We start from the raw sequence: 19,741 nt of genomic DNA on the forward strand, positions 1-19,741 counted from the left end.
GCCCGACACCGCGGCCGGCCGGCGGGTGCGTGGTACGGAGGTTGCGTGGTACGGAGGTTGCGGTCCGCCGTCCTGTGGCGCCAGTCGTCAGCGGCCGGCCGGTGTCGCGCTCACACGGGCGTCGCGGTCAGGCCGGCGGACAGCCAGCGGACCACCGACTCGGCGGTGTACGGGCGGCCTTCGGGGGCGATCCGCGACAGGAAGCCGAGGTCCTGGCCGATGGTGACGACGGGGGGCTCCACCGCGCCGTGCGGGCGGCGCTGGCCCAGTCCCACGGCGGCCAGCAGGCCGTTGCACAGGCACTGGCGCCCTTCCGTCTGCTCGGCGGCGCCGCCCTTGCGGAGGTAGGCCGCGCGCGGCTCGGCCGGGCACCGGTAGGCGAGGGTGCCGCGCTCGGAGCGGTACGGGGTGCGCAGGTAGCCCAGGTCGCAGACCCGGCGGCGGGCCGCGCCGACGGCGGGGTCGGCCAGCGTGCCGGGCAGATCGGCGATCTTGAAGGGGAAGGCGGTCGGGGAGGCCGCGGGATCGTTGCGCACCGTCAGCTCGGAGCGGAGCCGGCGTGCCACCAGCTCCCGCCGCAGCCGTGCGTCGAGCCCCGACTCCTCGCACAGCGCGAAGACGCTGCCGAGTTGGACGCCGGCGGCGCCCGCCGCGCGGGCCCGCCGCAGATACTCCGGCCCGCACTGGCCACCGGCTACCCAGAAGGGCAGGCCGAGCGCGGCCATCTTGGCGAAGTCCGGGGTGTCGCGGGGGCCGTAGACGGGGTCGCCGTCCTCGTCCAGCCGTAGCGGCCCGCGCGGCGGTGCGCTGTGCCCGCCGGCGCGGTGGCCCTCGACGACGAAGCCGTCCGGCGTGGTCTCCGGGGAACGGCACAGGTACGACGCCAGGGCGGGCAGCGAGACGATGGCCAGGACGTCGGGGCGGCGCAGCCGTCCGGGCCGCGCCCCGCCCAGCACCGAGGCCGGGTCGAAGCACAGCTCGGCGGGCCGGTCGTCGCCCTCGACGTCCACGCGCGCGGTGACGGGCTCCAGCCGCGCGAGCCGGGTGGCGATTCCGGGGATCTGCGCGGGGATGCCCGCGCCCACCAGGACGTAGTCCACGCCGGCCAGGACGGCACCGAACATGGCCGGGACGGTGGCGAGTTGGACCTTCTCCAGGTAATTGACGCCGACCGGCCCGGAGTGGCCCTCCTTGGCCAGCCACACCTCGCAGAAGTTGGCCACGACGGTCAGCGAGCGGGCCGGGCACGCCTCGTCGGCGGTGAGCCGGGGCGTGGCCGCGAACCGCTCCCCGGCCCCGATCCCGCCCTCGACGAAGTAGCGCCGCCGGACGGCGTCGGCGAGTTCGGGCACGGGGAAGGCGGCCAGCGCCCGCCGGAGGTGACCGCCGGGGTCGCCGCTCTGCAGCACCCGGATCAGCAGCGTGTCCAGAGCGGTGCCGGAGACGACACCCAGCTGCCCGGTGCGCGCGACGGCGCGGGCGAGGCGCCAGCCGGACACCCCCACGCCCATTCCGCCCTGGATCAGCCACGGCAGGTCGGTTGTCGTCCGGGATGTGCGCATGAGTCCTCGCAGGTGTGATCGCCGGTTCCGGAAGCCGTACTTACGGTTCCGTAACCTACGCTACCGTAACCAGGTCGGCGGGATGAGCGGCCCTCACCCCTTCCCGGGTCAGGACGTTCACGATCCGGCGGACTCTCAGTTCCTCTCGGCCGAGGCTCGTCGAACCCGGCGCACCGGTCGGGGCGTCTTCGAGCGACCGCGCCGCACTCAGGGGGCGTTGACGGACCGCGAACCGCTCGGGTCGCCGGTGAGGCAGGGGCGGCGTCGGCCCGACTGCCGTCGCCGGGGCTGACCCCGGCGACGGCCCGCCGCCCCGTGACCCGCCGACCGGTCACCGGGCGTCCCCGGTGCGTGGCACCGGAGACGCGGACCGGATCGCCCTCCGGCCCGCGCAGGCTCCGTCTACCCTGAAGCGTCGCGGCCATGTGATGATCAGTTGAGGTGATCGGCCGGGTGCGGCGGGACCCGGCCGGGGCGCATCCCGCCGTCCTCGTCGTCCGCCCCGCTGCCCGTCTCGTCGCCCGTCCCGCTGCCCGGTCCGTCCGGCGGGTCGTGCAGCAACCGTTGCCGCAGCATGAAGGCGGCCCCCATGTCGGCCTGGTGCGCGAAGCGGCACAGCAGGATCTGTACGCGGGTGTCGTCGCCCTTGCGCACGGCGGACACGATCCGCTCGATCAGCAGCCGCACCTCCGGCGGCGGTCCACCTGGATCAGTCACCGTGCGCGAGTACCCGCGACCCGAGCGCTCAAGATCACCCACACGGGTGAGAGTGCCGCCCGCGCGGGCCCTGGCGGGCGCCCGCGATCGCCTCCGTACAATTTGAGGCCGAACGACCGTACGGCGCCCGTCGGCCGTGCGGTTCTTGGCGCAGGACCCGAAGGAGCCGCCCGTGCCCGGTCAGCGATCCATCACGGAAACCGAATCGCTCGTCTCGGCGAAGCTCGGCGGGTTCCCGATCCGCCGGGAGCAGATGGCGGCCGTGGCCAACATCTACCGGGCCGCGTCCGCGGTGCGCCAGCACCTGGAGAACTCCGTGCTGCGCGGCTCGGACCTGACCTGGACGGCGTTCGTCGTGCTGTGGGTGGTGTGGGTGTTCGGCGAGTCGGAGACCCGGCACGTGGCGGACGAGGCCGGCATCTCCAAGGGCACGCTCACCGGGGTGGCGCGCACGCTGGAGTCGCGGGGCCTGCTGCGGCGGGCCGCCCATCCGAGCGACGGCCGCCTGGTGCTGCTGAGCCTCACGGACAAGGGCGAGGATCTGATGCGGCGGGTCTTCCCCGAGTTCAACGAGGAGGAGGCCTTCGTCACGGCCCGCCTGAGCGACGCCGAGTGCCGCGGCCTCGCGGAGGGGCTGCGGCAGGTCGTACGGCAGGTCGAAGGGCACGGGGAGGAGCGCCGCCGGGAACTGCTGGGCGGAGCGGAACCTGCGCCGCGACGCAGCGGCCGCCGCCCGAGGACCTGACCGGCAACGCCCCGGCCGCTCGGCCGGCTCCGACCGTCGCCCGGGTCGGTCGGTCCCGCGTCGGCCAGTTCCGACCGGCCGCCGCACGCCGAACACCCCAGACCGGTCAGCTCCGACCGGCCACCCCGCGCCGCCCAGTTCCGACCCGTCGCACCGCGACGGTCAGTTCCGACGAGTCGGCTCCGACAAATCGGCTCCGGCCGGTCGACTCAGGACCGGTCAGCGCCGGGCCGGTCAGCGCCCGGCCGTCCGTACCGCACCGAACGCACCGAACGCACCGAACCAGTCAGCTCCGACCGTCCGTTCCGGCCGACGGCTCCGGACCGGCCGGCGTCCGCCAGGTCGGCCTCGCGGGGTCAACCATCAGGCTTACGCTGTCCGGTTGACCCGGCCACCCGTCAGGCGCCGCCGCGCATACGCGCCGCCTCCACCAGCGCCTCGAACAGCCGTTGCTGCAAGGGGTCCTGGTCGGCGGTGTCCTCCGGGTGCCACTGGACGGCGACGAACCAGCCGCGCGGCGGTCGCTTCGAGGGCCTCGACGGTGCCGTCGGCGGCCGTGGCGACGGCCGTGAGGCCGCTGCCGAGTCGGTCGAACCGCTGGTGGTGGTAGCAGGAGGCGTCCAGCTTGTCCGTGCCCAGGGCCCTTTCGAGGAGAGTGCCCTGCCGGACGCGGACCGGGTGGACGCGGTGGCGGTGGTCCAGGTCCGGGCCGCCCATGTCCTGCTCCAGGGTGCCGCCGAGCCCGACGTCGGCGACCTGCGGCCCGCGGCAGATCGCCAGCAGGGGCAGGCCCGACGTCAGCGCGTGGCGGGCGGCCTGGAGGTCGAAGGAGTCCTGGAGGTCGTCGACGTCGTAGACGGTGTCGTGGGTGTCGGCGGCGCCGTAGCGGTGCGGGGCGAGGTCGCCGCCGCCGGGCAGCAGGACGCCGTCGAACCGGGCGAGCCGCTGCTCCACTCCGTCCTCGGCGGGGTGGATGGACGCGGGTTCGCCGCCCGCCCGCCACACGGCCTCGACCAGGGCGCGGGCGTTGACCTCGGCGGCGAAGCGCAGGGCGGCGGCGGTGGCGGAGAAGCGGGCGGGGACGGCGATGAGCGGGCGGGTCACAACTGGATCCGGGTCGTCTTGAGTTCGGTGTACTTCTCCAAGGCGTGGGCGGACTTGTCGCGGCCGTTGCCGGACTGCTTTGAAACCCCCGCCGCGAGCCGCGACGGAGGGTGTCGTGCCGGGCACGTTCAGTCGCGGACCGCCGACGGCCGCTGGGCCAGCGCGCTCAGCAGGGAGCGCAGCTCGGCGAGGGCGGCCTCGGTGTCGGCGCGGTCGCCCAGACCGGTGAGCTGGTGCAGCACGAGGCCGTCCAGAGCGGCGAAGACGAGCCGGTTGAAGGCCGGGGAGGCGCCGTCGTGCAGGATGCGGGCCAGCTCGCGCCGCGAGGCCTCGAAGTACTCGTCGTAGCGCTCGCGCACCCACGGCAGCAGCTCGGGCCGGCGGCGGGCCTCCAGCAGCAGCTCGTACTGGTACGCCTGACCGTCCGCGTCCTGCTCCATCATCTCCGGCACGCCGGTGACGAAGTCCTCGGGCCGTCCGGTGCCCGGCTCCAGCAGGCTGCTGCTCAGGCTGATGCGCACGGCGTAGGCGAGGGACTCCTCGACGAGCGCGTCGCGGGAGCCGAAGTGGTGGACGACGAGACCGTGCGTGACGCCGGCCTCCTCGGCGACTGCCCGGTAGGTGAGGTGGCGCAGTCCGCGCCGCGCGACCACGCGCACGGCGGCCTTGAGCAGCGCCTCGCGCCCCTCTCCGTAGCCGAGCCGCTTCTTGCGCGACCGGGAGCGGGGCTGCTGCGAGGTCTCGGCGGACTCCGTCATGCGCCCGACCCTACCGGGGCGGGCCGCCTCAGCGGCGCGGAGGCCGGATGCCACGGAACTCCCAGTCGCCGCCGAGCGCGGTGGACAGCACCTCCTCGGATTCGGTGGGCTGCGCGCCGACGTCCGTGCGGACGGCGGTCGGGCCGGTGACGATGTGGTTGGTCAGGCGGCCCAGGCCCTCGACCTCGACCTCGACCTCGACGACGTCGCCGGGCCGGACGGGCCGCGAGTTGGCCGGGGTGCCGGACAGCAGCACGTCTCCGGGGTACAGGGTGATGGTGCGGGCGATGTCGGCGACGCGGTAGTGCATGTCTCACTTCATCTCGTCGGTCGAACCGTCCTGCACGACCTCGCCGTTGACGTACGTCCGCAGGCTCTTGCCCTGGAAGTCCCAGTCGGTGACAAGACCCGGGCCGAGCGGGCAGAGGGTGTCGGAGCCCTTCACCCGGAGCATCGACCCGGCGTCGGTGTCGCGGAAGTCGTGCAGCCCGTAGTCGTTGGCGATCGTGTAGCCCGCGATGTACTCCCCCGCCTCGGCCGGCGCGATGTTGCGCGCCGTGCGGCCGATGACGATGGCGACCTCGCCCTCGTAGTTGAGCCACTTGCAGCCCTCGGGGCGGACGATCGCGCCCTTGTGGGAGCCACTCCATGCTGGCCCTGCTGCAGCACCCCGAGCAGCTCGGCCGCCTCAGGGACGACCCGCCGCTGATCCCCACGGCGGTCGAGGAGTTCCTGCGCTGGGCCTCCCCCGTCTACCACTTCCGGCGCACCGCGACCCGGGACGTGGAGCTGGGCGGCAAGCGGATCAAGGAGGGCGACAAGGTCGTCATGTGGTACGCCTCCGGCAACCGCGACGAGGAGGTCTTCGGCAACGGCCGGGCCGCCGCTCCTGCGCCGGGCCGCTCCGGAAACGCCGGCCGCCGCTCCTCCGCCGGGGCGGCGGCCGGCGTTTCCGGGGCGGCCGCCGAGACCGTCGCATAGCACAACCGGGGATGAATCAACTGTGTGCGCCCCCCCCCACAATCGTTAATTCTCGGGGAAATCTTCTACAACCATTCCCCATGCGCGGCTGTCTGGTTAGCGCAGGGATGTTCAGTAGTGAGGAAGAGGAGCACCGAGCGTGACCGTGCGTTCTTTTGCCCGGAGGATGCGGCCGCGAGTCGAGCGGAAGGCATCCGAGGGAGTGTGGCAGCTGCGCACCATGCGGCGGCGCCGCAGGGCAGCGGTCGCGGATCCGGTGCTGCGTCCGGTGGCGGTGCGCGGCCAGCGGTTCTACGGACGGGTGGTGACCCGGTTCACCGCCGCCGAGGCGGCCGCCGCCAACCTCGACCTGGTGATCTCCGCCCTGGAGCAGGAGGGCATCCCCTACTTCCTCGTGCCGTCGTCCCGGGTACGGCACACGGTCGGGGTGAACGCCGTGGACCGGGAGCGTTTCCTCACCGCCCTGGAGGCCCGGAACGCGGGCAAGGCGGTGTTCATCGGCAGGCCGCTGCCCGGCGGCCAGCTCAAGCACCCGGCCCTGTTCATGGACGGCGTCCTGCCTGCCGCGCTGCGCACGGCGCCCACGCTGCGCGTCGGAGAGAACCACCTCGGTCCCGCCGGCCAGCTGCTCGCCGGGCCGGAGCTGGCCTGCGACGTGGAGTTCTGGGAGGACGGGGCGCAGCTCCTCGCCTCCGACGACGGGCCCCGGCGCCTGGCCAAGGTGCAGCCGCAGGCGTCCGAGGACGTCTTCGCCGAGTCCCTGGTCGCGCCGCGCAACAACGGGATCACCGACGTGCTGCCGGCGTCCGAGCAGAAGCCGGCCACGGTGCGGGTCGGCGCCCGGGAGCTGCCGAGCTTCGCCCCGCTGACCCTGCCGACGGTGAACGACGTGACCTTCCCGGTCGACGTCGTCTACACCTGGGTCGACGGCGAGGAGCCCGGGATGCGCGCGAAGCGGGCCCGGTACCAGGAGCGCGGCACCGCCGAGATCCTGGACAAGGAGACCAACGCCTCCCGCTACACCAGCCACGACGAGCTGAAGTACTCGCTGCGCTCGCTGGAGATGTACGCCGACTTCGTCCGGCACATCTACCTCGTGACCGACGGCCAGAAGCCGCACTGGCTCGACGACCGGGCCGACGGGATCACGGTCGTCGACCACCGCGACATCTTCCCGCAGGACGTGCTGCCGGTGTTCAACTCGCACGCGATCGAGACCCGGCTGCACCACATACCGGGCCTGTCGGACCACTACCTGTACTTCAACGACGACGTGTTCGTCGGCCGCCGGGTCACCGCGGAGCACTTCTTCCACGGCAGCGGTCTGATGAGGATCCCGGTGTCCCCGCTCAAGATCGGCGTGGGCAAGCCGCACGCCGAGGAGACGGCCACCAACTCCGCGAGCAAGAACGTCCGGCGGCTGCTGCTGGAGAAGTTCGGGCGCATGACGACGAACAACTTCATGCACACTCCGCTGCCGCAGCAGCGCGCGACGCTTCAGGAGCTGGAGGAGCTCTTCGCCGAGGACGTCGCCCGCACCACGGCCTCCCGCTTCCGCTCGCCGGAGGACATCGCGATGACGGCGCCGCTGCTCTACCAGTACGCGCTGATGACCGGCCGCGGCGTGCCGGGCCGGTTCGGCTTCCGGTACGTGAACATCAGCCGCCCGGACGCCGAGGCCCGCCTGGCCGACCTGCGCCGCACCCGCCGCTTCGACTTCTTCTGCCTCAACGACGTCGACGTGCCGCCGGAGGAGCGGGAGCGGGTCGGCGTGCGGATGCACGAGTTCCTGGAGGACTACTTCCCGTTCCCCAGCCGCTTCGAGAAGCAGAACTGACGGGGCCGCGTCCATGGACATCCGCCACCGCTTCACGGGTTCCGAGGGGCTGCGGGCCGCCCGGGAACTCCTGGCCCGCCTGAGACTCTGGCTGTGGGCCCGGCTCTGGGTGCTGCGCTCCGCCCGGGCCCGCCGGCGCCTGCGGGCCGCCGTGCCCGGCCTGCGCCGCGTGTCCTGCGGACCGCTGCCGCTGTACGGGCGCGCGGTCGCCGGCTACACCGCCGCGGACGCCGCCGACGCCGACCTCGAGGACGTGTGCGCCCTGCTGGAGGCCGCCGGCGTCCCCTACTTCCTGGTGCCTGTCGAGGAGACGGACGGCGTGCCGCGCCGGGTGATCGGCGTCGAGGAGACGCACCGCGGCGCGGTCCTCGCCCGGGCCGCGGAGCGCTTCGCCGGCACGCCCCGCTACGTCGGCGCCGTCGGCCCGGACGGGACCGTGGCGCGGGCCGCGCTGTGGGCCGACGGGAAGCTGCCGCGGGCGCTGCGCCGGGCGACGGTGCTGCGCACGGGCGTGGTGCGCCTCGGGCCCGGAGGGCAGGTGCTCACTGGCCTGGAGGCGGGGTGCGACGTCGAGTTCTGGCGCCGCGGCCGCGACATGCGCACGGATCCGTCCTGGCTGACGGTGCCCGGCAGCCGGCTGGGGGACGTCTTCGGCCCGGCGCTGGTGGCCCCGCGCCGCAACGCCGTGTCGGAGGTGGTCCCGGCGACCGCGCAGCTGCCCGCCACGGTGGCGGGCCGCCGTCGCAGCGTGCCGACGTTCGCCGCGTTCGCCGAGCCGGGCCTGGACGAGGTGCGCTTCCCGGTGGACGCCGTGTACACGTGGGTGGACGGGGACGACCCGGCGATGGCCGCGAAGCGCCGGGCCCATCTGAACCCGGCCGACAGCGGCATCGCCCCGCGCGAGACCGGCGCCTCCCGCTACACCAGCCACGACGAGCTGAAGTACGCGCTGCGTTCGCTGGAGATGTACGCCGGGTTCGTCCGGCACGTCTACCTGGTGACCGACTCGCAGGTGCCGGACTGGCTGGATCCGGAGGCAGAGGGCCTGACCGTGGTCGACCACCGGGACATCCTCCCGGCCGAGGCGCTGCCCGTCTTCAACTCGCACGCCATAGAGAGCCGGCTGCACCACATACCGGGCCTGTCGGAGCGCTACCTCTACTTCAACGACGACGTCTTCATCAACCGCCCGGTGCGCGCCGAGTGCTTCTTCCACGGCAACGGCATCGCCCGCATCCCGCTGTCCCCGCTGAAGCTCGGTGTGGGCGCCCCGCATCCGCTGGAGCCCGCCCCGAACTCCGCGGGGAAGAACGCCCGCGAGGTGATCAGGCGCTTCCACGGCCGGCAGGCCAGGCACAAGTCGCTGCACACCCCGCATCCCCAGCTGCTGTCCGTGATGCGGGAGATGGAGAGCTTCGGCATCGAGGAGCTGGAGCACACCGCCGCCTCGCGGTTCCGCTCGGTCCGTGACGTCGCCCCGGCGTCCACGCTGCACCACCACTGGGCGATCGCGACCGGCCGGGCCGTCCCGGCGGACTACCGCTTCCGCTACGTGGAACTGGGCACGCCGGACATGCGGCGGCGCCTGGCCAGGCTGGAGGCGGGCGAGGACGTCGACTTCTTCTGCCTCAACGACGTCGACACCGCCCCGGCGGCGAGGGCGGCGGCCAGGGCGGCCATCCACGCCTTCCTGGAGCGGAAGTACCCCTTCCCGAGCCGCTTCGAAGCCACGCCCGCGACCACCGCGCACCGCCACGCGCCGCCCGCGGTACGTCACCTGCGGGCGGGATGAGCCGGACGGGGGGCGACCGGCCGGGCACGGAGCCGCGGCTGCGGCCGCGGCCGCTGCGGCGCGGCTGTCAGGTCCCGATGATCTCCGCGGCCTCGGAACCGGAGGAGTCCCCGGGCGCGCCGGTGCCCGGGGACGCGCCGGGCGCGCCGGTGCCCGGGGACGCGCCGGGCGCGCCGGTGCCCGGGGACGCGCCGGGCGCGCCGGTGCCGGGGGACGGGACGCGTCCGTGGCCGGCCGGGCGCGGCCCGCAGTGCCGGCGCTCGCCGCGGGTCTCGGCGATCACCATGTCGACGCAGGCGAGCAGGTCATCCTCCTGCGCCTTGCGGCGCATGCGCTGAGCGGCGCTGCCCTCGGCCAGGGCCTCCCGGGTCAGTGCCTCGACGGTCTGCCGGTCGCCGAGGGCTTCGAGGGCGGGGCGCAGCCGGGTGAGCAGCTTGCGGACGACCTGCGCGGCGGGCGCCTCGCGGCGGGTCTCGGGGTCCACCAGGGCGCCCTCGAGGCCGGAGCGGGCGGCCCGCCAGGAGGCGCCGCGCAGCCACTCGTGCCGGCCCCGGCACTCCGGCGCGCCGCCGGTCAGCAGCCGCTGCCGCGCCCAGGTCACCAGGGCGCGGAACAGTCCGGCGACGAGGACCACCGTCTCGGTTCGCGGGCAGGCGTCGCAGAGGCGGAGTTCCAGCGTCGGCAGGTGGGCGGAGGGGCGGACGTCGTAGTAGATCATCCCCGGGTCGGTGATGACCCCGGCCCGGACGAGGTCGCGCACCGCGGCGTCGTAGTCGGCCGCGGTCGGGAAGCAGCCGGCCGGGCCCGCGGTGGGCCAGCGCTGCCACAGCAGCGTGCGCCAGCTGGCGTACCCGGTGTCGGCGCCCTGCCAGAACGGCGAGCTGGCGGACAGCGCCAGCAGCACCGGCAGCCAGGGGGCGACCGCGCACATCACCCGCACCGCCGTGTCGCGGTCGGGTACGTCTACGTGGACCTGGGCGCCGCAGATGAGCTGCTCGTCGGCGACCTTGCGGTAGTCCTCGACCATCCGGCGGTAGCGGGCGTCCGCGGTGGGGTGTCCGGAGGACGCGGGCGCCAGCGGCGCCGTGCCAGCGGCCGCCACCGCCACGCCCAGCGAGGAGGCGGCCGCGTCCAGGCGCTCGCGCAGACCGGCGAGGTCGGCGTACAGCTCGTGCAGAGAGGTGTGCACGCCGCTGTTGGACTCCACGGTGGACTGGTGCAGTTCCGCCTGGAAACTGCGGCGGGGCAGCCGCCGCAGCAGCGCGTCGGCGCGCGGCACCAGCAGCCCGCTCTCCACCTCCAGGACGTGGAATTCCTCCTCCACACCGAGACCAGGGTTCACGGTCGCTCTCCTTGAAGGTGTTGCCCGAGTGTGTGCCACCCCCAGGTGCCCAGGACGGGCCCACGTAAGCGCGATCACGCCCGTTTGACGCAACCACCGCGCAGATGAGCGGCGACGGGGTGCCGTCGTCCCCGCGCAAAGACGCCCGTCTCGTCGCGCACGGGCGTCTCTGCGCGTGCGGGCGTCTCTGCGCGTGCGGGCGTCTCGTCGCGTACCGGCGACGGTCAGCCGTCCTGCCCCCGCGCGGCCGGCCCGGCCCCGGCACCGCTCCGGTACCAGGACGCCCGGCCGTCGCCGGTGCGGGCCTCGCCGTCCTCCTGGCGCAGGCGGATCTCGACCCGGCCGTCGGTGACGCGGGTGTCGAAGGCCGGCTGGGGGGCGGTGGCGGGCCCGCGGACGTTCCAGCCGTCGGCGAGGCGGAAGACACTGCCGTGCCAGGGGCACTGCACGCATCCGTCGTCGATGGTGCCCTCGGACAGCGGTCCGGCCAGGTGGCTGCACCGGTCGGCCAGCGCGTGGATCTCCCCGCCGATCTCCCGCACCACCATGACCGGCACGTCGTCCACCGTGCGCCGCACGGCCTGGCCGGCCGGGAACTCGTGCACCGACCCGATCGCGTGCCAGCCCTGGGTGACGACGTGGGGCACCTCTTCGGCATGGTTGGCGCCCGCGGCCTGCCGGTACGCCATGTGGCCGCCCAGCAGACCGCCCGCTCCCACCGCCGTCAACCCCAGGAAGCCGTACGTCCGTCCCGCGTCCGGCCTGCCGGTGAGCCGGCAGACCAGCGAGGCCGTGTACAGGCCGACCGCCGTCACGTTGGCCGCCGCGTGCACCAGCCCGACGCGCATCTGCTGACGGTGCAGCTCCGCCCAGTCGGTCGCGCCGGCCAGGGCGGCGGGGGCGGCGGTGGCCAGGCCGACCCCGACCAGCAGGCCCGCCTCGCGGGAGCGGCCCGGCCACAGGTCCAGCACCGCGGCGGACAGCCAGCTGCCGAGCGGCACCTGCACCATGGGCGGATGGACCGGGTGCCCGAGCCACCGGCCGTGCAGGACGTCCCGGCCGCGCCCCAGCGGCAGGGACCGTACCCCCTTCTGGAGTGTGTCGATCACCGGGTCGGCCCGCTGCCCCCGCTCCAGGCGGTCCAGCAGGCTCAGGAGCCGGTTCTGCCGCGTCCGCGAGTGGCGTCGCCTTGTGTTCATACGCAGCCGGGTTTCCCCCTGCCCGGAGGGCAAACGAAGCCGGCGCGCCGTAGGTCCGCGGCCCCTCGCCCGACGGCGCGGTGTGGGCCGGCGGGGGCGAGGTACCCGGCTCGCCGCCCGGCGGGACCCCGCCATCGGGAGTCACCGGGAATCACCGGGAGTCGTCGGGAGTCATCGGGAGTCATCGGGAGAGGAGAGGCGATGTGCCGCCTGTTCGGTCTCAGCAGCGCGCCCCGGCGCACCCACGCGACCTTCTGGCTGCTGGACGCCCCCGACAGTCTCAGCCTGCAGAGCCGTCGCGACCCCGACGGCACCGGCCTCGGCTACTTCGCGCCCGACGGCACCCCGCGCGTCGACAAGGCGCCGATCGCCGCCTACGCGGACCGGGCCTTCGCCGAGGACGCCCGGCGGGTGGAGTCGGCCACCTTCCTCGCCCATGTGCGCTTCGCCTCGACGGGCAGTCTGGACGCCCGCAACACCCACCCCTTCGCGCAGGAGGGGCGGCTGTTCGCGCACAACGGCGTCATCGAGGGCCTCGACGCGCTCGACGACCACCTCGGCCGGGACCGGTCACTGGTCCGGGGCGACACCGACTCGGAGCGGTTCTTCGCCCTGATCACCCGGGAGACCCGGGCCCACGGCGGCGACGTCCGCGCCGGCATCGAGAGCGCCGCCCGCTGGATCGCCGGGAACCTGCCCCTCTTCGCCCTCAACCTGGTGCTGATCACCTCCGACCGGCTGTGGGCGCTGCGCTACCCCGACACCCACGAGCTGTACGTCCTCGAGCGCCCGCCGGGCGGCCGCCACGGCACCCGCCACCTCGACCACAGCGGCACCGGCGGACGCATGCGCGTCCACTCCGCCGACCTGGCCGGCCACCCCGCGGTCGTGGTCGCCAGCGAACGCATGGACGACAACCCCGACTGGCGTCCGATGGAACCCGGCGAGCTCCTCCACGTCGGCGCCGGTCCGCGCCCCACCCGCCACCTCGTCGTGCCGCACGCCCCCGCCCACCCGCTCACCCTCGACGACCTGCGCCCCGAGGCGGCGGCCTCGCAGAAGGCGGCCTGAGCCGTCGCCCTCCGCCCGGCCCCGCCCGCCGGTGCGGCCGGGGCCGGGCGGGGTCAGCGGCCCGGTCCGGCGATGTCCTCGGTGCCGACGACCGCGAGCAGGTCGAGCAGGCCGGCGCTGTCGGTGCCGACCGCGGGGGTGAACCACAGCAGCCGCTGCCGGCCGTCCTCGGAGAACAGGTTGAGGCAGTTGACCTCGATCAGGCCGAGCGTGGGGTGGACGAGGCGTTTGCGGTCGTCGCGCCGGAACGCCACGTCGTGGTCCGCCCACAGCGCGGCGAATTCGCCCGACACGTCGAGCAGGGTTGCGATCATCGCGTTGACCTCCGTGTCCTTCGCGTCCCGGCGGGCGGCGGCCGCCCGCAGATCGGCGACGAAGGCGCGGGACTGCGTCTCGTGGTCTGCCTCGGGGTACAGACGCCGGGCGTCGGGTTCGGTGAACCACCGGTGGACGAAGCTGGCCCGCGGGCCCCGGAACCCGGACTGGTCGCCGAGCAGCGCCACGGCGAGCGGATTCTGTACGAGGACGACGTGCAGGTCGGTGATGACCTGCGCGGGCGTGGAGGTCAGCCGGCCGAGCAGGTCGAGCATGCCCGGGTGCACGTGCGAGGCGGCCGTGCCGTGCGGCGGCACCGGGCGGGCCGCCAGGTGGTAGAGGTAGTCCCGTTCGTCGGCGGTCAGCCGCAGCGCCCTCGCCAGCGCGGCGATCATCTGCTCGGACGGCTGGGATCCCGCGCCGCGCTCCAGCTCGTTGTAGTAGTCCACCGACGCCCCTGCGAGCTGGGCGACTTCCTCACGGCGCAGTCCGGGCACCCGGCGGCGCGGGCCGGCCGGCAGCCCGACGTCGGCGGGACGGATGCGTTCGCGCCGCGACCGCAGGAATGCCCCCAGTTCGGCGTACTTCACAGAGCCCATGCCGTCCATTCTGCGGCCGGCCTGGGCGGGGACCCAGGGGATGCCGTCCCCCGCCCGGCGCGACGGTGCCCGCTCAGGCCCAGGCGGTCACCGGTGTGAAGGAGCTGTCCTGCCGGAAGAGGTCCGTGCCGTCCGCCGGGTCCACCCGCAGCTGGTAGTCGTAGTGGCGCAGGTAGCGGCCGGGGTAGTTGTACGACTCGAAGCGGACCGAGCCGGACGCGGTGCCCGTGCGGGCGACGAAGGTGGCGTCCCGGGCGAACGTGGTCGTGCCGTCGTTCGCGTCGAAGCGGCCACGGAAGCCGTAGTGGCGCAGGTAGTTGCCGGAGGCGTCGCGGAAGGAGCAGGCGTTCGCGTCGGCCAGGCCCGCGACGACCGTGAAGGTGGCGGCCAGTTTCTCGGCGGTCGTGCTGGCGGCGGTCACCACCGGGAGGTCGAGGAGGCCGGACTGCTCCTGCCAGTGGCGGGTGGGGTAGTTGACCGACCGGAAGGAGCGGGTGACGTTCTTCGGCAGGACCGGGCCGCCGGAGACCGTCTCCTTGACGACCGTGAAGTGACGGGCCGTGCCGGAGAGGGTGGGCAGGGCCGTCGGGGCGCTCCAGGTGGCGAAGGTGTCGTAGCTGTCGCTGTAGTAGTACCTGCCGTCGCCGTAGCCGTCGAAGAAGATCCGCCAGGCGCCGGTGTCCAGTCGGACCAGGGACGGGCCTTCGCGGTAGCTGCCCCAGCCGGCCCAGTCGCCCGTCCGGCTGATGGTGTACGGGCCGTTGAGACTCGGCGCCGTGGCGTACTCGATGTACTTCGTCGTCTCGTTCTTCGTGAAGGCGTGGTAGACCGAGCCGGTCCTCACCACGAACGTGTCGATGTGGTTGGCGCCGAGGCCGGACAGGGCGACCGGTGAACTCCACGCCGTGAGCGCGGAGTCGGTCGCCGTCAGCCGGTACGGCGTGAAGATCCACTCGTTGTCCGTGGTGGAACAGGACACGATGACGTGGACGCTGCCGTCGCCGTCGACGAACCACTCGGGCGCCCAGGCACGGGACAGGCCGGCGATCGGGACGGTGTGGTCGTACAGGAAGGTCCAGTCGACGCGGTCGGCGCTGCGGGCGAAGCCGATGGTGGTGCTGACGTCCTGCCAGGTGTGCGTGGTGTAGGTGAGGTAGTAGAAGCCGTCGGTGTGCCGGAAGAGGCTGGCGTCGCGGATCCGGTTGCCCGGCGGTGTGTAGGCGGAGGCCTGGGCGAGGCGGAAGTCGGTGGCGTCGTCGGACTGGTAGACGTCGACCGTGCCGTCGTCGCTGTTGCGGAACGGCACGATGGTGTACCGGGTGGCGGAGCCGCCGGCGGGTGCGGCAGCGGCGGCCGTGCCGAGCAGTCCGGGCAGCGTGGGCAGGACGAGCGCCGAGACGGGGACGGCGGCCGCGGCGCGCAACAGGCTGCGCCGGGACGGGGTGGAGGGGTGGGGGGTCACGTGCGGCTCCTTGGTGCGACCGAATACCGAGGGATGAACGTTCGTCATGTCGAACATGGTTCGCCAAGTCGATCAGACGGTAGGGGTGGGGCAGGTGTGCGTCAATGGTTCGGACAGCGGTCCGGCAGTCCGCACGTTCCGCGCCAACTCCCTTGGGAGCAGATGACGTTCGCCGTCCCGTACCGGAGCGCGCCGCAAGACGTTACTGTTCGGTAGACAGCGCGCTCCCGGAGGTGTCCCGCATGCTGCCCGACCGTTCCCCCGGCCTCGCGGAATCCGCCCGTGCGCTGGCCGCCGGGGAGGTGACCTCGCGGGCGCTGGTGGAGGCGGCGCTGGCCCGGATCGAGGCGACACAGCCGACCGTCAACGCGTTCCGGATCGTGCGGGCCGAGGCCGCCCTCGCCGAAGCCGACGCCGCCGACGCCCGGTTGGCCGCCGGGGCCCGCGCACCGCTGCTCGGGGTGCCGGTGGCCGTCAAGGACGACATGGACGTGGCCGGCGAGCCGACCGCGTTCGGCTGCGACGGCGCCTTCCCGCCGGTCGCCGAGGACGGCGAGGCCGTACGGCGGCTGCGCGCGGCCGGAGCGGTGATCGTCGGCAAGACCAACACCTGCGAGTTCGGGCAGTGGCCCGTCACCGAGGGGCCGGCGTTCGGCGCGACCCGGAACCCGTGGAGCCTCGCCCACACCCCCGGCGGGTCGTCCGGCGGGTCGGCGGCCGCGGTCGCCGCCGGTCTGGTGCCCGCCGCGCTCGGCTCGGACGGCGCCGGATCGGTCCGCATCCCGGCCTCCTGGACCCATCTCGTGGGTATCAAGCCGCAGCGCGGCCGCATCTCCACCTGGCCGCGCGGCGAGTCCTTCCAGGGCATCACCGTCAACGGCCCGCTGGCCCGCACCGTCGCCGACGCCGCCCTGCTGCTGGACGCGGCGAGCGGCAACCACCCGCGCGACCCGCACCGGCCCGCGCCCGTCGACGCCCGCGCGGCGGCCGGCCGCAACCCCGGCCGGCTCCGGATCGCCCTCTCCCTCAAGCCGCCGTTCACCGCCCTGCCGGCCCGGCTCCAGCCGGACGTGCGGGCGCGGGTCGTCGAACTCGCCGGGAAACTGGCCGGCCTTGGTCACACGGTCGAGGAGGCCGACCCGCCCTACGGGCAGATCGGGCTGGCCTTCCTCCCCCGCGCCACCGTAGGCATCGCCGAACACGTGCGGGGCGCTCCGCACCCCGCGCTGCTGGACCGGCGCACCCGCGACGCCGCCCGGCTGGGCCGGCTGCTGGACGGGGCGCCGCTGCGGGCGGCCCGGCGGGCGGAGGCGGTCCTGCAGCGCCGTGTCGGCGGGTTCTTCCGGTCGTACGACGTCGTCCTCGCGCCGACGACGGCCGCTCCCCCGCCGCGCATCGGCGCGCTGCTGTCGCTGAGCGGCTTCGCGACCGACCGGGCGATGATCGCCGCCTGCCCGTACGCCTGGCCGTGGAACGTCCTGGGCTGGCCGGGCGTCAGCGTCCCGGCCGGCTTCGTCGCCGGCGGCCTGCCGGTCGGCGCCCAGTTGCTCGGCCCCGGCGGCAGCGAGCCGCTGCTGATCTCGCTGGCCGCACAGCTGGAGGCGGAGCTGCGCTGGCACGAGGCGTGGCCGCCGCCCGCCGCCCTCGACGCCGACTCCCCGGCCGCGTGAGCGAGTTCGGCCCATACCCGGCGACCCGCAACGGGTGACCCGTACCCGTTGACCCGCAACGGGTGACCCGTACCCGATGACCCGTACCCTGTGACCATGGACGATGCGTCGATGGTCGGGCTCGTGGGGCGGGTCACCGGAACGGTCGGACCCGGGCTCGTCGGCGAGGTGATGGTGCGGGTGCGGGGCGGGGCCGAGCACTTCCTCGCCCATCCCGCCCCCGGCAGCGGCCGTATCGAGCCGGGCACGGTCGTGATGGTCGTGGAGTACCTGCCGCCGCGGACGGTCTACGTCACCGAGGCGTACGACGGCTGAGCCGCGGACCGGCCGTCGGACGAGCCGGCTGCCGCCCGGGTGAGGGCGGCGCGCGGGCCCGTGCGTGTGGCCGTGTGTGCCTGCGCGTGTGCCTGCGCGTGTGTCTCTGCGTCAAGATTGCTACAAGGGTCCTTCGGTGTCTTCCGCCCCGGCCTCAAGCGGGAGCACACTCCCCCTCGTTCGGTGCCGACAGGGCACCATGCAAAGGGGGCGTATGCCGATGATCGTCGGCGTCGTGGCGGGGGTGGCGGCAGGCGCCGTCCTCGTCCTGATCGGTCTGTTCAAGCTCATGTGGCGGGTCGCGGAGCCCAACGAGGCTCTGATCATCTCGGGTTCCAAGCACCGCACCGAGGGCCTCGAGGAGGGCATGGGATTCCGCATCGTCACCGGGCGCGGCACGCTGGTGCTGCCCGGGGTGCAGGCGGTGCGCAAGCTCTCGCTCGACCTGAACGAGACCGAACTGCACGTGGACTGCGTGACCCACCAGGGCATTCCGCTCAAGGTGCGGGGCGTGGTCATCTTCAAGGTGGGCGACGACTTCGTGTCGATCGCCAACGCGGCCCGCCGCTTCCTGGACCAGCAGAAGCTGATGGCGGAGCGGGTGCACAACGTCTTCGCCGGTCATCTGCGGTCCATCGTGGGCGGGTTGACGGTCGAGGACATGATCCGCGACCGGGAGAAGCTCACCGGGCAGACCCGGGCCGCCTGCGGCACGGAGATGGAGAAGCTCGGCCTGATCGTCGACTCGCTGCAGATCCACGAGATCGAGGACCCGACCGGCTACATCCAGAACCTCGCCATGCCGCACGCGGCGGCCGTCCAGCGGGACGCGCGCATCGCGCAGGCCGAGGCGAACCGGCTCGCCACCGAGGCGGAGCAGCAGTCGTTCGCACGGATGGCGGAGGCCACCCGGGACAGCGAGATCCTGCAGGCCGGCTACCAGGCCGAGCGGGACAAGGCGGCGGCGAAGGCCCGGCAGGCGGGCCCGCTCGCCGAGGCCGGCGCCCGGCAGGAGGTCGTCGTCCAGGAGACGCGGGTGGCCGAACTGGAGGCGCACCGGCGCGAGCAGCAGCTCCAGGCCGACGTCCGCAAGCCCGCGGACGCCAAGGCGTACGAGAAGCGCACGCTGGCCGAGGCCGAGCGTGACGCGCGCATCTCGGCCGCGCAGGCGAAGGCGAAGGAGACGGAGCTCGCGGCGGCGGCCGAGGCGACCCGGGTCAAGGCGGCCGCGGGCGCCGAGGCGGAGGCGACCAAGGCCCGGGGTGCCGCCACGGCGGCGGCGACCCGCGCCACCGGTGAGGCCGAGGCCGCGGCGGCGCAGGCGAAGGGCCTGGCGGCCGCCGAGGCGACGAAGGCGCGGGGGCTCGCGGAGGCGGAGGCCATCAAGGCGCGGGCCGCGGCCCTCGCCGAGAACCAGGAGGCCGTGGTCGCCCAGCAACTCGCCGAGAACTGGCCGGAGATCGTCAAGGCCGGCGCGTCCGCCTTCGGCAACGTCGACAACATGGTGCTGCTCAACGGCGCCGACGGCATGGCCGACATGTTCGCCAAGGCGCTCACCATGGGCGGCACCGGACTCGGCCTCGCCCGCCAACTGCTGGCCTCGATGAACCAGAACGGGCAGCCGGCGAACGGCACTTCGGCCCTGAACGGGACCGCGTCCCCGCCCGCACGGAAGGTGCCGGTGGACTCCGACGAGGAGTGACGGAGCCTGACCTACGGGGACACCGGCGCACAGGTCACGGGGGCACCCTCTAAGGTGCCCCCGTGACCGCGTCTATCGATGAGAACGTCCCCGGCCGCCACGGCCCCGCCGCCACCACCGAGGCCGACCCCCGTCAGGTCGGCAGGGTGCGCACCGAGTACTCGCCCGCGCACGACGGCGACCCCGACCCCGGCGAGATCGTCTGGACCTGGGTGCCGTACGAGGAGAACGACGGCCGCGGCAAGGACCGGCCCGTGCTGGTCGTCGCCCGCGAGGCCGCCGGCACCTTCCTCGCCGTGCAGCTCACGAGCAAGCGGCACGACGGCGAGCGGGAGTGGGTGGCGATCGGCAGCGGGCCGTGGGACCGGTCCGGGCGGGACTCCTGGGTGGGCGTGGACCGGGTGCTGCGGCTGCACGAGGACGGGATGCGCCGGGAGGCCTGCGCCCTGGACCGGATGCGGTTCGACCTGGTGCGGCACCGGCTGCGCGAGCGCTACGGCTGGAGCTGACGCCCGATCACCATGGCTGAGGCTCGTCACGGCTGGAGCTGACGCCCGATCACGGCTGGAG

Annotated in this window: 15 protein-coding genes and 3 pseudogenes; 9 read left to right on the top strand and 9 right to left on the bottom strand. The window is 74.0% G+C overall.

The features are described 5' to 3' along the window. Positions 1 to 110: 110 nt before the first annotated feature. Together ACH4ZX_RS14945 and ACH4ZX_RS14950 are read right to left on the bottom strand one after the other, a co-directional pair. Entirely contained in the window at positions 111 to 1,562 is a 1,452-nt protein-coding gene (locus tag ACH4ZX_RS14945; protein ID WP_398272210.1) for a hypothetical protein, read from the bottom strand. 432 nt (positions 1,563 to 1,994) lie between these two features. Further along, complete coding sequence (locus ACH4ZX_RS14950; protein ID WP_398272212.1) at positions 1,995 to 2,279, bottom strand: hypothetical protein; 285 nt, start codon at positions 2,277 to 2,279, stop codon at positions 1,995 to 1,997. Between the two features lie 172 nt (positions 2,280 to 2,451). Between ACH4ZX_RS14950 and ACH4ZX_RS14955 the strand changes: the two genes are divergently transcribed. Then, positions 2,452 to 3,024 carry a MarR family winged helix-turn-helix transcriptional regulator gene (locus ACH4ZX_RS14955; RefSeq protein ID WP_398272214.1) on the top strand — a complete coding sequence of 191 codons (573 nt, stop codon included), beginning with the start codon at positions 2,452 to 2,454 and terminating at the stop codon, positions 3,022 to 3,024. Between the two features lie 398 nt (positions 3,025 to 3,422). Here ACH4ZX_RS14955 and ACH4ZX_RS14960 read toward each other — a convergent pair. The 3 genes and pseudogenes from ACH4ZX_RS14960 to ACH4ZX_RS14970 all read right to left on the bottom strand — a co-directional run. After that, a pseudogene (locus ACH4ZX_RS14960) lies at positions 3,423 to 4,128 on the bottom strand (gamma-glutamyl-gamma-aminobutyrate hydrolase family protein). Positions 4,129 to 4,256: 128 nt separating this feature from the next. After that, on the bottom strand, positions 4,257 to 4,886 hold the full coding sequence (locus ACH4ZX_RS14965) for a TetR/AcrR family transcriptional regulator (RefSeq protein WP_398272216.1): 630 nt from the start codon (positions 4,884 to 4,886) through the stop codon (positions 4,257 to 4,259). Between the two features lie 28 nt (positions 4,887 to 4,914). Beyond that, positions 4,915 to 5,526 (bottom strand): annotated as a pseudogene (locus ACH4ZX_RS14970) (fumarylacetoacetate hydrolase family protein); the annotation flags it as partial. Between ACH4ZX_RS14970 and ACH4ZX_RS14975 the strand changes: the two are divergent. The 3 genes and pseudogenes from ACH4ZX_RS14975 to ACH4ZX_RS14985 all read left to right on the top strand — a co-directional run. Then, a pseudogene (locus tag ACH4ZX_RS14975) lies at positions 5,526 to 5,759 on the top strand (cytochrome P450); the annotation flags it as partial. The pseudogenes ACH4ZX_RS14970 and ACH4ZX_RS14975 overlap by 1 nt on opposite strands. 247 nt (positions 5,760 to 6,006) lie before the next feature. Beyond that, positions 6,007 to 7,704, top strand: coding sequence for a stealth family protein (locus ACH4ZX_RS14980; protein ID WP_398272217.1), 1,698 nt, complete (start codon positions 6,007 to 6,009; stop codon positions 7,702 to 7,704). Between the two features lie 13 nt (positions 7,705 to 7,717). Further along, on the top strand, positions 7,718 to 9,496 hold the full coding sequence (locus ACH4ZX_RS14985; protein ID WP_398272219.1) for a stealth conserved region 3 domain-containing protein: 1,779 nt from the start codon (positions 7,718 to 7,720) through the stop codon (positions 9,494 to 9,496). 67 nt (positions 9,497 to 9,563) lie between these two features. Here the strand turns inward: ACH4ZX_RS14985 and ACH4ZX_RS14990 are convergent, their stop codons facing one another. Both ACH4ZX_RS14990 and ACH4ZX_RS14995 read right to left on the bottom strand, forming a co-directional pair. Further along, positions 9,564 to 10,838, bottom strand: a complete 1,275-nt coding sequence (locus ACH4ZX_RS14990; protein WP_398272221.1) for a glutamate--cysteine ligase — start codon at positions 10,836 to 10,838, stop codon at positions 9,564 to 9,566. A gap of 224 nt (positions 10,839 to 11,062) precedes the next feature. After that, positions 11,063 to 12,037 (bottom strand): Rieske 2Fe-2S domain-containing protein, encoded by a 975-nt coding sequence (locus ACH4ZX_RS14995; RefSeq protein ID WP_398272223.1) that lies wholly within the window; start codon positions 12,035 to 12,037, stop codon positions 11,063 to 11,065. 201 nt (positions 12,038 to 12,238) lie between these two features. On the opposite strand from ACH4ZX_RS14995, the gene ACH4ZX_RS15000 reads away from it, so the two are divergent. Then, complete coding sequence (locus ACH4ZX_RS15000; RefSeq protein WP_398272225.1) at positions 12,239 to 13,108, top strand: class II glutamine amidotransferase; 870 nt, start codon at positions 12,239 to 12,241, stop codon at positions 13,106 to 13,108. 53 nt (positions 13,109 to 13,161) lie between these two features. Here ACH4ZX_RS15000 and ACH4ZX_RS15005 read toward each other — a convergent pair whose 3' ends face one another. Continuing rightward, the gene (locus ACH4ZX_RS15005) at positions 13,162 to 14,031 is read right to left on the bottom strand and encodes a helix-turn-helix transcriptional regulator (protein ID WP_398272226.1); all 870 of its coding nucleotides are present in this window, start codon (positions 14,029 to 14,031) and stop codon (positions 13,162 to 13,164) included. A 64-nt stretch (positions 14,032 to 14,095) separates the two neighbouring features. Continuing rightward, the gene (locus ACH4ZX_RS15010; protein ID WP_398272228.1) at positions 14,096 to 15,484 is read right to left on the bottom strand and encodes a glycoside hydrolase family 43 protein; all 1,389 of its coding nucleotides are present in this window, start codon (positions 15,482 to 15,484) and stop codon (positions 14,096 to 14,098) included. Positions 15,485 to 15,726: 242 nt separating this feature from the next. Between ACH4ZX_RS15010 and ACH4ZX_RS15015 the strand changes: the two genes are divergently transcribed. The 4 genes from ACH4ZX_RS15015 (at position 15,727) to ACH4ZX_RS15030 (ending at position 19,680) form a co-directional block, all read left to right on the top strand. After that, positions 15,727 to 17,154, top strand: coding sequence for an amidase (locus ACH4ZX_RS15015; RefSeq protein WP_398272230.1), 1,428 nt, complete (start codon positions 15,727 to 15,729; stop codon positions 17,152 to 17,154). 96 nt (positions 17,155 to 17,250) lie between these two features. Continuing rightward, on the top strand, positions 17,251 to 17,469 hold the full coding sequence (locus ACH4ZX_RS15020) for a hypothetical protein (RefSeq protein ID WP_324786014.1): 219 nt from the start codon (positions 17,251 to 17,253) through the stop codon (positions 17,467 to 17,469). 214 nt (positions 17,470 to 17,683) lie between these two features. After that, positions 17,684 to 19,171, top strand: coding sequence for an SPFH domain-containing protein (locus ACH4ZX_RS15025; protein ID WP_398272232.1), 1,488 nt, complete (start codon positions 17,684 to 17,686; stop codon positions 19,169 to 19,171). A 62-nt stretch (positions 19,172 to 19,233) separates the two neighbouring features. Continuing rightward, complete coding sequence (locus ACH4ZX_RS15030; protein WP_398272234.1) at positions 19,234 to 19,680, top strand: type II toxin-antitoxin system PemK/MazF family toxin; 447 nt, start codon at positions 19,234 to 19,236, stop codon at positions 19,678 to 19,680. Positions 19,681 to 19,741: the final 61 nt, after the last annotated feature.

Source organism: Streptomyces sp. NPDC020490, assembly GCF_044335305.1.
Classification (GTDB): Bacteria; Actinomycetota; Actinomycetes; order Streptomycetales; family Streptomycetaceae; genus Streptomyces.

Excerpts from the sequence above, each read along its gene's own strand:
- ACH4ZX_RS15015 (WP_398272230.1), top strand. The coding sequence starts at position 15,727 with ATGCTGCCCGACCGTTCCCCCGGCCTCGCGGAATCCGCCCGTGCGCTG.
- ACH4ZX_RS15025 (WP_398272232.1), top strand. The coding sequence starts at position 17,684 with ATGCCGATGATCGTCGGCGTCGTGGCGGGGGTGGCGGCAGGCGCCGTC.
- ACH4ZX_RS14945 (WP_398272210.1), bottom strand. The coding sequence starts at position 1,562 with ATGCGCACATCCCGGACGACAACCGACCTGCCGTGGCTGATCCAGGGC.
- ACH4ZX_RS14985 (WP_398272219.1), top strand. The coding sequence starts at position 7,718 with ATGGACATCCGCCACCGCTTCACGGGTTCCGAGGGGCTGCGGGCCGCC.
- ACH4ZX_RS14995 (WP_398272223.1), bottom strand. The coding sequence starts at position 12,037 with ATGAACACAAGGCGACGCCACTCGCGGACGCGGCAGAACCGGCTCCTG.
- ACH4ZX_RS14965 (WP_398272216.1), bottom strand. The coding sequence starts at position 4,886 with ATGACGGAGTCCGCCGAGACCTCGCAGCAGCCCCGCTCCCGGTCGCGC.
- ACH4ZX_RS15005 (WP_398272226.1), bottom strand. The coding sequence starts at position 14,031 with ATGGACGGCATGGGCTCTGTGAAGTACGCCGAACTGGGGGCATTCCTG.
- ACH4ZX_RS15020 (WP_324786014.1), top strand. The coding sequence starts at position 17,251 with ATGGACGATGCGTCGATGGTCGGGCTCGTGGGGCGGGTCACCGGAACG.
- ACH4ZX_RS15000 (WP_398272225.1), top strand. The coding sequence starts at position 12,239 with ATGTGCCGCCTGTTCGGTCTCAGCAGCGCGCCCCGGCGCACCCACGCG.